Origin of the sequence: Actinoplanes sp. CA-030573 (assembly GCF_050951115.1) — a bacterium.
GTDB lineage: Bacteria > Actinomycetota > Actinomycetes > Mycobacteriales > Micromonosporaceae > Actinoplanes.
Genome location: NZ_CP192038.1, coordinates 655036 through 667720 on the forward strand (window position 1 = coordinate 655036; position 12685 = coordinate 667720).

At 66.1% G+C, this 12685-nt stretch carries 12 protein-coding genes and 1 pseudogene; 8 read left to right on the forward strand and 5 right to left on the reverse strand.

Features of this window, described 5'->3' with window-relative positions:
- Nucleotides 1–382: 382 nt before the first annotated feature.
- The gene (locus ACQP2F_RS03010; protein ID WP_433300405.1) at nucleotides 383–817 is read right to left on the reverse strand and encodes an STAS domain-containing protein; all 435 of its coding nucleotides are present in this window, start codon (nucleotides 815–817) and stop codon (nucleotides 383–385) included.
- 575 nt (nucleotides 818–1392) lie between these two features.
- Between ACQP2F_RS03010 and ACQP2F_RS03015 the strand changes: the two genes are divergently transcribed.
- Together ACQP2F_RS03015 and ACQP2F_RS03020 are read left to right on the forward strand one after the other, a co-directional pair.
- Nucleotides 1393–2379, forward strand: coding sequence for a helix-turn-helix transcriptional regulator (locus tag ACQP2F_RS03015; RefSeq protein WP_433300407.1), 987 nt, complete (start codon nucleotides 1393–1395; stop codon nucleotides 2377–2379).
- Nucleotides 2380–2460: 81 nt separating this feature from the next.
- A complete protein-coding gene (locus ACQP2F_RS03020) occupies nucleotides 2461–3408 on the forward strand; it encodes a helix-turn-helix domain-containing protein (protein WP_433300409.1) in 948 nt (315 codons plus the stop codon).
- Between the two features lie 224 nt (nucleotides 3409–3632).
- Here ACQP2F_RS03020 and ACQP2F_RS03025 read toward each other — a convergent pair whose 3' ends face one another.
- On the reverse strand, nucleotides 3633–4469 hold the full coding sequence (locus ACQP2F_RS03025) for a group II intron maturase-specific domain-containing protein (protein ID WP_433300411.1): 837 nt from the start codon (nucleotides 4467–4469) through the stop codon (nucleotides 3633–3635).
- Nucleotides 4454–4783 (reverse strand): reverse transcriptase domain-containing protein, encoded by a 330-nt coding sequence (locus ACQP2F_RS03030; RefSeq protein ID WP_433300412.1) that lies wholly within the window; start codon nucleotides 4781–4783, stop codon nucleotides 4454–4456. The genes ACQP2F_RS03025 and ACQP2F_RS03030 overlap by 16 nt, the downstream gene beginning before the upstream one ends.
- Before the next feature lie 248 nt (nucleotides 4784–5031).
- Here ACQP2F_RS03030 and ACQP2F_RS03035 point away from each other — a divergent pair, with 248 nt between their 5' ends.
- Nucleotides 5032–5220 carry a hypothetical protein gene (locus ACQP2F_RS03035; RefSeq protein ID WP_433300413.1) on the forward strand — a complete coding sequence of 63 codons (189 nt, stop codon included), beginning with the start codon at nucleotides 5032–5034 and terminating at the stop codon, nucleotides 5218–5220.
- Nucleotides 5221–5978: 758 nt separating this feature from the next.
- Here the strand turns inward: ACQP2F_RS03035 and ACQP2F_RS03040 are convergent.
- A complete protein-coding gene (locus ACQP2F_RS03040; RefSeq protein ID WP_433300415.1) occupies nucleotides 5979–6635 on the reverse strand; it encodes a hypothetical protein in 657 nt (218 codons plus the stop codon).
- Between the two features lie 395 nt (nucleotides 6636–7030).
- Here ACQP2F_RS03040 and ACQP2F_RS03045 point away from each other — a divergent pair, with 395 nt between their 5' ends.
- The gene (locus tag ACQP2F_RS03045) at nucleotides 7031–8077 is read left to right on the forward strand and encodes an IS110 family transposase (protein ID WP_433300417.1); all 1047 of its coding nucleotides are present in this window, start codon (nucleotides 7031–7033) and stop codon (nucleotides 8075–8077) included.
- 14 nt (nucleotides 8078–8091) lie between these two features.
- Nucleotides 8092–8415 (forward strand): hypothetical protein, encoded by a 324-nt coding sequence (locus ACQP2F_RS03050; RefSeq protein WP_433300419.1) that lies wholly within the window; start codon nucleotides 8092–8094, stop codon nucleotides 8413–8415.
- 1041 nt (nucleotides 8416–9456) lie between these two features.
- Here ACQP2F_RS03050 and ACQP2F_RS03055 read toward each other — a convergent pair.
- Nucleotides 9457–10168: pseudogene (locus tag ACQP2F_RS03055) on the reverse strand (creatininase family protein).
- Nucleotides 10169–10342: 174 nt separating this feature from the next.
- On the opposite strand from ACQP2F_RS03055, the gene ACQP2F_RS03060 reads away from it, so the two are divergent.
- The 3 genes from ACQP2F_RS03060 (at nucleotide 10343) to ACQP2F_RS03070 (ending at nucleotide 12682) form a co-directional block, all read left to right on the forward strand.
- A complete protein-coding gene (locus ACQP2F_RS03060; protein WP_433300421.1) occupies nucleotides 10343–11074 on the forward strand; it encodes a hypothetical protein in 732 nt (243 codons plus the stop codon).
- 242 nt (nucleotides 11075–11316) lie between these two features.
- The gene (locus ACQP2F_RS03065; protein WP_433300422.1) at nucleotides 11317–11685 is read left to right on the forward strand and encodes a hypothetical protein; all 369 of its coding nucleotides are present in this window, start codon (nucleotides 11317–11319) and stop codon (nucleotides 11683–11685) included.
- A gap of 244 nt (nucleotides 11686–11929) precedes the next feature.
- Nucleotides 11930–12682 carry a glycoside hydrolase family 16 protein gene (locus ACQP2F_RS03070; protein WP_433300424.1) on the forward strand — a complete coding sequence of 251 codons (753 nt, stop codon included), beginning with the start codon at nucleotides 11930–11932 and terminating at the stop codon, nucleotides 12680–12682.
- Nucleotides 12683–12685 lie beyond the last annotated feature (3 nt).

Here is a 12685-nt window from a genome sequence, read left to right on the forward strand (position 1 = left end):
ACTCGGAAAGCTCAACACCACATATCGACAGGATCGCCCAAAGGTCGCAGTCACCCCTATTCCCCCTTTAGGTGATTTCCACCCATGAAATCTTGCCGGAGCCACTCAAAGCCGTACGCCGACACCGCCGCTCCGTACGCATCCGACGCCGCGGTACAGACCGCAACTCTGCGACCACCTACTACAGCAAAATCGGTTCAGACGCCGAGGATGGCACCGCTTTGACCGTCCTTCATGTCTACCCGGAAGACGCACCGCGGCCAGCCGAGGGACCCCGAGTCGTCCGTTGAGACACGAGCGCCGTCAAGGGGCGAGAGCCTTTGCCAACGTGGCGGCTTGCTTGAGCCGGCTGGAGAGCGGACCCGCAGGCAATCGGCGACGTCTATAGCGGCCGTTGCTGGCTGTCGTCACGAAGCAGCTGAGACCGTTGCATCAGCTTGTGGGCGGCGGCGATCAGAGACGCTGACCGGCGGCGGACAGCAGCGGCATCCCCGGCCTGCAAGTGACGGCCGCGGGGCGGCAGACGTGCCGGTGTCGCCGGTCCAGTCTCGCAGAGCAGGGCGCGGGTGCCGGTGATGTCCAGAACTCTGGCCGGGAGACCGTGCACGGCGTCGAGGCGCAACGTTTCTTCGTGTTCGGTGGTGTGAGCGTGACATCGGACGAGTTCGCCCACCACGGCGGCGTCGAGGAACGTCAGCGCACTCAGGTCGAGGAAGATTCGATGATGGCCGGGCGTCCAGGGCCTGATCGACGGCTGCGGTGACCAGGTGGCGGTTGTCCCGGTCGAGTTCGCCGGCCACCCGTACCTGAGTCTCATGGTTGTTCTGGCCGGTCACTGTCACGGCGGCCGGGTCGCCGGCCTCGGGAAACATCTGTATCACGGCTTGTCTGTCACGGTTTCCCGCCACCGGTCGGTCGTGCGTGCGGGTTGTCGGCGCGCCACAGCGAGGCGCTGTTGTGCTTCTTCGACCCGGCGACGAGCCGCTACGTAGCGATGGTGCGCCGACTCGACGGCGGCACGAAGGTCGCTCGCGCGCCGAGATGCTTCGGCGGCTTGGTCGCGGCGCCGCTGCGCCCCGACCAGGGCCTGAAGGGCGAAGTCGGCTCTTGACCGGTTACCGGCCGAGACCGGCGCGGGAGCCAGGATCGCTCGCTGGACGCTCACTTCCGCATGAGGCGACTTCCCCGCCGCCATGGTCAAGCCTGGCGCCGGCACACCTTCGCTTTCCGGCGGTAGCGCTTCGCAAACTGCCCGGCCCGCTCGCGGGTCGCCCGAAAGCGGGAGCACGATGCCGGCTGGCTGCCGATTTCGTGCAGGGCGGTAGAAGGTGCGTATCGTGGGGGGTAGGTCATGGAACGGAGCTTGCGGTCCAACCCTCCCGGGAGGCGACGATGCCGGTGACCGATACCCGCGATACACCGCCGGAGCGCTCGTCGATCTCCTCTGCCGTTGAGGAGGAGATCACGGAGTTCATGCGGCGGACCTTCGTCGGGACGCGCTCGCGGTTCGCCCGTACCAGCGGTGACGCCCGGTTCGCGGTGCACAGCAGTCAGGTCCCGGTGATCGCGGGTGACCGGATCCGCAGCACTTTGGACTACACCCAGACCACTGACCCGTTCGACTACCTGCTGTTCTTCGTCGTGCACGCCGGCGAAGTCGCGATCACCACCCCGGCCGAAGGCGAGATAACCCTCGCACCCGGGGCGGCCGCGGCGTGCCCGGTAGGGGTTCCGGTCGGTTTCGCCATGCACGACATCAACCTCAGCGTGCTGCGCCTGCCGACCCAGCGCCTTGATCAGGTCGCCGAGGACGCCTTCGACATTCTCCCGGGCCAGCTGCACCTCGACGCCGTGCAGCCGGTCTCGGCGGCGATGCACCGGTACTGGCGGGCCGTGGTCCACCTGACCAACGGCGCCCTGATGGACGACCCGTCACCGATGGCCTCACCCCTGGTCGCCGACGAGATGACCCGCAACGTCGCGATCGCCGCGCTGCACACCTTTCCCAACACGACCATGACCGAGCCCACCCGGCACGACCCGGGCCGGGTCGCCCCGGCCGCCCTGCGACGGGCCATCGCCTACATCGACGCCCACGCCGAGCGGCCGCTCCGGCTCTCCGAAATCGCCACCGCAGCCGGCACCAGCGCCCGCGCCCTGCAATACGCGTTCCGCACCCACTACGACACCACCCCGATGGGCTACGTACGCCGGGTACGCCTGGAACACGCCCGCCGCGACCTGCAGATCGCCGACCCGAGACAGGGCGCGACCGTCAAAGCGATCGCCGCCCGCTGGGGCTTCACCGAACCCGACCGGTTCACCGCCGCGTACCGCGACGTGTTCGGCACCCTGCCCAGCCACACCCTGCGCACCTGAAACCGCCCATTCAGGGCGACACGCGCCCCCGCGCGCGGGCCGCCGACCGGCCTCGATATACCGGCGAAGGAGGTAGCCGCGGTGAACGAAAACGTCTACGAGACGCATGACGTCGAGGTCGCCGAGCAGCTCCTCACCGACGTCTACACCCGCATACAGCTGACCGTGACCGACCCCAACCCCTCCCTGCGGATCACCACCAGCACCCTCGACCCGCAGGCCTGGTTCAGCCGGGCGACCTTCGGCATGCGGTTGAATGCCCAGGGACTACCCCTGGGCGCCATCCCGATCGGACACGTGTGCGCAGGCACCGCCTCCTGGAGCACCGGACAGCCGGGACAGGTCGCCGGCCCCGGCGACGTGTTCGTCCTGCTACCACCGGACTGCGAGTGGCACAACAGCATCGACGGCCTCGACCTGGACCTCGCCCACCTGGACCCGGCCCTGCTCGCCCAGGTCGCCGACGGCCCTCCACGCACCAGTCCGGCCCTGCGGTTCACCGACCACCGGCCGGTCCCCGCAGCCGCCGCCCGACGCTGGACCGACACCTACGACTACGTCAAAACCGCGGTCGCAGACCTGCCCGCCGACCCGGCGCCGCTGCTCACCGGCAGCCTGACCCGGATACTGGCCGCCGCCGCCCTAACCGTCTTCCCCAACAACATGCTCACCGATCCCACCATCGAGGACCGGCGTGACGCCCACCCCGCCACCCTGCGCCGCGCCATCAGCTTCATCGACGACAACCCGCAGTGCGACATCAGCGCCGCCGACATCGCCGCAGCCGCCCATGTCACCATCCGCACCCTGCAACTAGCCTTCCGCCGCCACCTCGACACCAACCCGATGGCCTACCTGCGCCGAGCCCGGCTCGCGCGCGCCCACCACGACCTGAAAACCGCCGACCCGGCCACCACCACCGTCGGCGAGATCGCCGTCCGCTGGGGCTTCCCTGACCACAGCCGATTCGCCCAGAGCTACCGCGCAGCGTACGGACAACCACCCTCCCGGACCCTGCGCCACCACTAGACCGCAGACCACCACCCCGCTGCCGCCCGGCTGAGCGAAAGTCCCACTCCTACGCCACCGAGTCGTGCTGATCGCCCCGCCTCCGCCGCCTCTAACTAACGATCTCCGCCCGCTGAGTAGGCCCAGAGCGCGGTGCCGGGATTGCTCCCGGCCCGTTTCTCTGGACCTCTCGCCGAACCGGACGTGCGCCTCTCAACGCATCCGGCTCTCCACGGTCTCTGTCGTCAGACGTTGACGGTCAGGGGCCAGGGGCTGGGGATCCTCGTCGCTCGCCACCGGTATCGTGTGATCGGGATGGCGGCGATGCGGCGAAGTTCGACGTCTGTGGCGCTGATCGGTAACCACCTGCCGGTAGCGGTGGTGAATCGGCGTCGAACGTCCGACCACGTCCAGCGGTGCCGTGTGATCAGCATGCGGATCACCCGGTTCCCGGTAAACGCGTCCAGCATGCTGAAGGTGTTCTTCGCGACGGCATGCCGGAAGTAGTTGGCCCAGCCGTGCATGACCTGATTCAGTCGGGTCAGCACGTATCCCAGGTCCTGCTGCGACAACCTGCTGGTCAACGTGCGGATCTTCGCTTTCAGCGACCGGATCGGCCGTTGAGCGATGAAGGTATACACGTGCCACTTGTTCGAGCCCTTCTTGCGCCGCCACTGGATGTGAAAGCCCAGGAAGTCGAACCCGTCGCTCAGGTGCAGGATCCGGGTCTTGGCTGCTGACAGCCGCAGCCCGAGAGGCTCCAACACGCGCGCGACGTCCTGGCGCAGCAGCTCGGTGTGTTCTCGTGTCCCGTTGACAAGGACGACGAAATCGTCGGCGTAACGGACCAGCCGCCACGTCGCCGCGTTCTGCCGGCGCTGCCGGGCCCGCCGATACTCGCTGCCCATCGCCCCGTCCGGCTTCCACGGCGCCATCACATGCTCGTCGAGCACCGACAGCGCGATGTTGGCCAGCAGCGGCGACAGGATCCCGCCCTGCGGGGTGCCGGTGATCGTGTCCCGCTCGATGCCGAGTTCCGTGAGGATCCCGGCCTTGAGGAACGCTCTCACCAGCGCCAGCACACGTTTTTGTCCTTGATCCGCACCCGAACCCGGTCCATCAAAGCGGCATGGTCGATCGAGTCGAAACACGCTTCGATGTCGGCGTCCAGCACCCACTGATAGCCGCGGGTGCCGTAGTACTGGATCTCGGCGATCGCGTCCTGAGCCCGCCGTTTGGGCCGGAACCCGTAAGAGACCGACACGAAGTCGGCCTCGAAGATCGGTTCCAGCACGAGTTTCAACGCGGCCTGAACGAGCCGATCCGCGATCGTGGGAATCCCCAGCTTGCGGACCTTGCCCGACCCACCCGGTTTCGGGATCGTGCGTTCCCGCACCGGTAGCGGCCGGAACGTACCCGCCTTTAGCTGGGCACGCAGATCGTTCAGGAACCCGGGGACACCGACACGTTCCTCGACGTCGGCGACGGTCAGACCGTCAACGCCGGGACACAACCCAACGCTGAGACAGCTTCACCCGTCGTCGGCGGCGCTGCGATGGAGACTGGAGCCAGACTCATTGCCGTAGCTGACGCCACTCGAATGGGCGCTCGCCACTCCCAACCTGCAATGGAACGCTGGCAAGCGTGCCGAAGCCCACGACGGTCATCCACGACATCCGCGTCGCCCACGGCGACGAAGGCCGCCGGCTCGCTCCGATACAGGCGCAGGCAATCCTCGGCGTCCTCACTTGGGCCGCCAAGCAGCAGCGGCCCACCGAGCCCGCGGCGAGCACCGCCGACGAGATGCCGGGTGAAGAACCCATCGGGCGCTGATACGCTCGCGTTCCGGACAGCATGAATTTTGCAGTTCTTCGACGTACCGCCTAAGCACCAAGCTAGGCCACTCGAAACTCGACACCTGCAAACCGCTTTGCGGCCGTTGTAACGGTTTAGACCGATTCAAAATGTCCGACTTCATCATGCTTTGCCCTGGCGCAGGTTCGACTCCTCCCGGGGGCACCACTGATGACCAGCGGTATCAGGCTGTGGCCTGGATTTATGCAGACATCGCTATGTGTCACCTCGTGCGGCTTGGCGCTGCTCGGTGCCGCCGTTTGTCGCTGGTCTCGCAAAATGCGTGCAATGGCTGCGCGCCTCCTCTTGGTGGGATTCGGCCGACGTGACCAGCTCAGGGAGGGGAGCCACGTCTATGCCCAGCCATTCACGTCCTCTACTGGCGGTTCGCCTGATCGGCCCGGCCGATGTGGTGGCCGCGCAGAGGGACCTGCTTCAGCAGCATCTCGCGGAAAGCCTTGGATGCGAAACGGTCTGTCGTGCCAGCAGACACCCGGGGAGCTACCAAGGCGAAGTGCGGGTCTACATGACCTTCACGAAGAAGGGCTAGAGGCTTCCCGTCGCGCGGGCGTAGCCCAGTCGGGGCGGACCTCGGCCGGCAAGCAACGCTTCACCGCTTGCCGGCCGAGGTCCGGTCTGATTGCCTCCCGGCGCGTGACGGGAAGCCTCTTCCCTGAGCGCCCGCCGGAGGCAGGTCTTGGCGGGGCCCGGGGCAGCACCCCGGCCGCCGGAGGCTTTCAGCTCTTCGAGCTGGGGTGCCTCGGTCCGGCCAACGAGTCGGCCTGACGAGGGCGTGGCTGAGCGCGGGCGATGGTCTTTACCGAAGCGTCGAGGGACTTGAGGCTGTCGGCGACAGTTTTCATGCGGGCTTGGGGCGACGTCGATGGCTCGGCGTAGGTCTCGGCCTGTACCAGGGCGACATCGATCACAAACTTGTCCTCGTACGCTGTCCCGTCGGCCGACTCACACGCGATCGTCACCGTGCACTGCTCTGGGGTCGGCTCGGTGTTACGGAATCGACCGTCATCGCCCGCTTGTCCGATGAACCACAGGTTCGACAATTTCATGTCGGGCGTGAGGGTGAGGATGGGCTTCTCGTATCGGCGTTTGAGGAATGTCGTAAGGCTCTGGGCCGGGTTGGTCGGGTCCGGGATCGGCGGATCAAACGTCACCCTGACGTTGCGGGCGATCGTGGGGCCGAAGTTCCTGACGACAAGTGCGATCATGCCTTTGGAGTATTCGACCGGCTGAAGTTCCGCAGCGACCATCGGCCTGCTCCGGTTGCGACTGTCGGTTCGGGTCTGCCTAAGCGTGCGGACGCCGTTGATCGCCGCCCACCAGGCAGCGACCACGCCCGCGCACGCCGCGCCTGCGGCAAGCCATGCTGGCTGCATCGGCCTCTTCTCCTCTAGCGAGTCTTGCGATCACGGTACGTGGCACTGTCGACCATTGGTCACCCGATCGGGTGCACCCCCAACGTCTCCTGCGCGAGAACGCTGGGGGATTCGTCGTGTCCGGCGGAGGTCGCGCCTTGAAGACGTAGGGAAAGTTCTCACGGGGATCATCTTCATGGTGATCTCGGCGGTCGGGTCTGACCCTAGTTCTCACCGGCTGCGTGCCTTCAAGTTGACCCGTCGTCCCGCCGCCGGGATTACCTTCTCTCGGTGCTGGCACCGGATGCGTAGTGACCTGATTAGGAGCCTGGGTCCGTCCCTGATCCCCGTGCCGTCCCACGTTGAGCCCGGTACCCGCGATCGAGAGCCCTGTCGGACATGGCGAAGGAGAAAAGATGGGCGATCAGACGACGGTGACGGTAGGCGTCGACACGCACGCCGACGTGCACGTGGCAGCAGTGTTGGACCAAGCCGGCAGACTCCTTGACACCCGATCTTTTCCGACCACGACGCGCGGGTACGCCCAGTTGGCGACCTGGGCGGAGTCTTTCGGACCGGTCGACAAGGTCGGCATGGAAGGCACCGGCAGCTACGGCTCGGGCTTGCTGCGTTTCCTCACCGACTACGGCTTCACCGTCATCGAGGTCGACCGCCCCGACCGTTCCACACGCCGCCGCAACGGCAAGTCCGACCTCATCGACGCCGAAGCCGCTGCCCGTGCCGTCCTGTCCGGACGCGCGTCGGGTACTCCGAAGTCACGTGATGCCCATGTCGAGATGATTCGCGCCCTGAGGGTTGCCCGACGCGGCGCGATGAAGGCCCGCATCCAGGCTGGTAATCAGATCGACGCCCTCATCGTGTCTGCTCCGCAGGCCGTCCGGCAGTCGCTGCGTGGGCTGACCGGCAAACATCGCATCCGCGGCTGCGCTAGCCTGCGGCCCGGTCCGGTGACCGATCCGGCCGCCGCTACCAAGGCAGCGCTGCGCAGCCTCGCCCGCCGTTGGCTGGCTCTGCAGGCCGAGATCGACGACCTCGACGTCCACCTCACGGCCCTCGTCACGGCCACCGCCCCCGACCTCGTCGCGTTGCCCGGTGTCGGCGTCGACACCGCTGGACAGCTGCTGGTCACTGCCGGCGACAACCCCGGCCGGCTGCGCTCGGAAGCCGCGTTCGCTCGCCTTTGCGGCGCCGCCCCGATCCCGGTCAGCTCCGGACGCACCGATCGGCACCGGCTACATCGCGGCGGCGACCGAGATGCCAACAGTGCGCTCTGGCGTGTCGCGCTGGTCCGTATGCGGTGTCACCCACCAACCAGGGATTACGTCGCCCGTCGCACCACCGAAGGCAAGAGCAAAACTGAGATCATGCGGTGCCTCAAGCGCTACATCGCCCGAGAAGCCTTCTGCCACCTGCTGACAATCTGGCCGCACGACATCGCCTGAGAGATCATCCGTACATGGGAATCCAGGCGCGCCTTCACCGAGCAGGACAGCAGCTCACCATGCTGCCCGACCCTGACGGGGGGAGCTTCGATGCGGCCGGCGACTTCGACCGGCTGCTGCCCGCCGCAGACCCAACCTTCCTCGTCCTCAGCCAAGTAGACGCGCACGGTGATTTGGACGTGACCCGAGACAAAATGCCCCAATTGATCTCGGATATCGACAGACTACGTCCGCTCGCCCGCACCGGGCCGGAACGCCGTGGCCTACTTCGCCTCCGGGCGCTTGCTGAGCAGTGCGCCACGACCCCAGGCACGTCACTCATGTTCCTAGGCGACTGAACAACCTCGATCACCAAGCCCGTGGCTTGACGACAATAGGAGCGTCAAGCTGGCTGGACGATGGCCCTTGGCGAGCAACAGCTGAGTCAGGCCGCGACGACTACAGGGAGGAGCTGGTGTTCGGGTGATGCGGGACTTGCCGGCAGCCGACCGGCACCGACTTCAGCGATGCCGCCGAACGACTGTCTAGACGGTCTTGACCCAAGGAGTGTCTTGGTCCTGACCGGATTACTCACGCGCGGCGGACGTACGGATGAGGCCGACTACCCGGTCGCCGCACTAAAGTCCCCAACCTGACAAGTGAAGATCAACTTCAGCGAGGCAAGGCCATGGTCTGGCGGGCGGCGCGCTGATAAAGATGGAGAGGCAAATTGAGACGTCTGTTTACCGTTCTCGCATTCGCAGGCGGCCTAGTCCTAGTCGCAGGAGCGGCGACGGCAGCCGTCCCTAGCGCCGACGGTTCAATTTATGCCTGTTACAGGCCCCAGGGAAATGCCACCACGCGAATCATCGATCCTGAAGCGGGCCAATCCTGTGCCAGTAGCGAGAAACTGCTGAAGTGGAGTCAAACCGGCCCACAGGGCCCCGCCGGTGCCGTTGGTGCTCCCGGTGCGCCGGGACCAGTAGGTGACGCTGGTCCTGGTGGTCCTGCTGGTCCTGCGGGTGCCGCTGGTCAGCAGGGCATGCCGGGTGTTAGCGGTTACGAAATTGTGCAGAAGACTTCCTCTGTCCCCTTAAACTTTAGCGCGGACTTCACCAAGACAATCGACTGCCCAACTGGCAAAGTGGTGCTGAACGCTGGATGGAAATTCAATTATTGGTCGTCTAATAGCTACGACAAAAGAGCTTTTCCTTATCCATGGAACAGCTACCCTGTTGACGCTGACACGTGGGAGTTCGACTTCATGTCCAACGGCGCATGCCCAATTACGGAAGTGACGCTCTACGCAGTTTGCGCGAACGCGGCATAGACAGAGGGGGCGCGGCAGAAATCTGCCGCGCTCGTCGCGTACACCGGCTCAGGCCTGCGGTGAACGGCTCTCAGTCCCGTTCTTTCAGCACCGCGTATGTGCTCGCGAAGGATCGGACGAGGCTCGCCATCGCGGCTCTGCCCTTGGCGGCGGTACCCAGCGATGGACGGCCTATGACGCCCGACTTGGTGTAACCAGCCATTCCGACAGTCAGAAGATGTGGCCGATCGGCCGTCCAGTCGGCTGACTCGTTCCCGGCCGTACTACCTCCGGGTAGTAAGCCAATAGCAGCGAAGTTTCCAGTTCGCCGGCATGCATATCTTCATGGCCGCCAGTCAGCATGTTGGCGTCCTGACGCGCTTGGTCCAGTCGTGCGCCTGCGGGAAGACGGCTATACGCGGCTCTGTCACCGAGGCTTCTTGCGCCACGTTGCCAAGCACATAGTTTCCGCCGTGGCCACTGATGATGGCCAGTCGTGAGACTCCGCTAAGGGCCAGCGATTCGGCGATGTCTGTGACCACATGGTGCAAGGTGCGTGCGCTGGTGCTCACCGTGCCGCGCCATCCGGCGTGTTCGTGAGAGCAGGAGATCGTGATCGGTGGCAGGAGAAGGCTGGAGTATTGTCGCGCCAGCTCGCCGGCTACGAGGCTGGCGACGATGGTGTCGGTCGCGAGTGGCAGGTAATCGCCGTGCTGTTCGAAGCTGCCGACCGGTAGGACAGCGATAGGTGCGTCTCGCTCCGTCTCGTCCTTGGATGTAGCGGTGGTGATCAGATCGGCCAAGGCCGGGCCCCCTTGCTCCTAGGCGGCCGGGCGGAACAGGCTTCGTATCCGGTCGCTCAGATCGGATACTTCCGCATCTCGACGCCACGGCGCTAGCTGGACGCGCAGACGCTGAAGCTCACTGAGCGCGCGTCCCGACGGGACCGTACGGATTACGTCGACCGCTAAGCGGCCTTGGACGCACGCGCTGGCGAGATCTTCGCGTCCGGCGTGGGCGTTGCTCAGCCGCGCAAGACAAAGGCCTTGATCGCGGCGGAGTTCGGCTGGCCAGGACTTCAGGCTCTGGCGCTGAAGCAGGCGGTAGCCAACGGTGAGGGCTTCGACCTCGAGTCGGGCCTTCCCGCCTCGCTGGAGCCGCCACCGGCCTCCGTCTCCGTCCTCGCGCACGCAGTTCGCTATGTTGCGGTGAAATGGCCGGCTGCGGCGGCCAAGTCCCGGGACTCGATGACGGATGCGCTGGCCATAGTTGTCCCGGCGCTGACCAGCGATGAGCCGGGCCGTCCAACAACGGCCGTACTGCGGCGGCTGCTGCGCGAATGCCTGCTGCTGCCCAGCAGCGAAGGGGGCTGCCTCGGCGAGCTGGTGGCGGCTCGGCGCTGGCTGGAGGCCGCCTCGCTGCCGGTTGCCGCGCTGACGAACGCGGAAATCGTCCGCAAGGGCCTGGATGCAGTCGCGCTGCAACTCGACGGGACTGCTGCCGCACCGAACACGCGGCGGCGCAAGCGGGCGGTCTTCTATAACCTGCTCCAGTACGCGATCGAGCTGGAGATCCTCGACGCCAACCCGATCGACAAGCTGAAGGTGACTGCCAAGCGGACACGGACGCTGGTGGCCATTGATCGCCGGGTTGTCGTCAACCCTCGCCAGGCGGCGGAGCTGCTGACGTCGGTGAGCTATGTCGGCTGACGGGGCATTGGCGGCACGCGCGGCGAACGGCTGGTGGCATTCTTCGGCTGTCTGTACTTCGCTGGGCTCCGGCCGGAGGAAGCCTAGGGCCTGACGGAGTCGGACTGCTACCTACCCGAAGCGGGCTGGGGTGCGATCACGCTCGATGTGACCCGCCCGGCGGCTGGGCGGCGGTGGACCGACAGCGGCGAGGTGCATGACGACCGGGGACTGAGCACCGTGATGAGAGGGAGACCCGGCGGGTGCCGATCCCGTCGGAACTCGTCGCGCTACTTCGGCGGCATATCCGTCGATTCGGCGTGCGGCCTGGTGCTCCGCTGTTCCGCAGCCCGGGCGGTAAGCCGGTCGGGGCTTCAACCTACTCCCGGGTGTGGAAGGAAGCACGGCAACTCGGGCTGCTCCTACCCAGGTGGCGTCGCCGCTGGCGGCCCGGCCGTACGACCTGGCTGAACGCCGGGGTCTCGGTGCCCGAGGTGGCCGAGCGTGCGGGCAACTCGCCGGAGGTCGTCCTGGCCGTCTACGCCAAATGCCTCGATGCCGACGCGGAAAGGATGAACGGCCGGATTGCCGCGGCTCTTGCGGGTGTCGTTTGGTCGGTCGCCGATGCATAGGCGGGTGTCGGCCGTCCGGCCGCGTATTCAGATCCGGCACGCAAAATGCGTGCCAAGGGTAGAGCACCGGGAGCGCCTGTCGAGGCGTCGTCGCTGCTCAGGGGCCGTCCGAGCGGATGGTCCGTACTGCCTTCCTAAACCGTGTGTCGTAGGTTCGATTCCTACCGGGGGCACCCTTCAAGTTTGTCGTTCGCCGGATTTCGGGCGACCTGCCGTGCAACGGTGAAGGTCGGAGGCGGATCCGATGAGCAAGACCGTGATTGTTGCGGCCGTGGCTGTGGTTGCCGGCGTTACCGCTGCCTTTGTCGGGAACGACGCCACCGAGCAATCCGCCGCGCCCCGGGTGATTGTTGAGGACTTCAACGGCTCGGAGCTCGACGGGCAGGACTGGCTCGTCTATGACTCGCCGGACAAGGAGCCGCCGCGTAGCAGTGCGGCCGTCAGCGTGGGCGGGGGCATGTTGCATCTCACCGGCGGCTTCGACGCTGCTGCCGGCAAGGACGTCGGGGCCGGGCTCATGTCGACCACGCAGCTCAAGTACGGCCGCTGGGAGGTTCGCTTCCGGGTTGACAAGGGGGCGGGCTACAGCGCCGAAGTGTTGCTCTGGCCGTTGGAGAACGAGGACTGGCCGCGGGTGGGGGAGATCGACGTGGCCGAGGTCAACGACCCTCAGCGGCAATCCGTGTTGCACTACCTGCATCACGGGGAGGACGACGACAAGATCGGCAGCTCGACGCCGGTCGACTTCACCCAGTTCCACACGGTGGCGGTCGACTGGCGGGCGGACCGGGTCGTCTACTACCTGGACGGTGTGGAGACCTTCCGGGTCACCGGCCAGACCTTCGACGGTGGACTGCCCACCGAGTCGAAGATGCACCTTGCGCTGCAGCTCGACCAGGGCTGCAACGATTTCATTCCCTGCCGGAACGCAGCGACGCCGAAGAAAGTTTCGATGGATGTCGACTGGGTGAAGATCTATCCGGACGAGGCGCACTAGTCT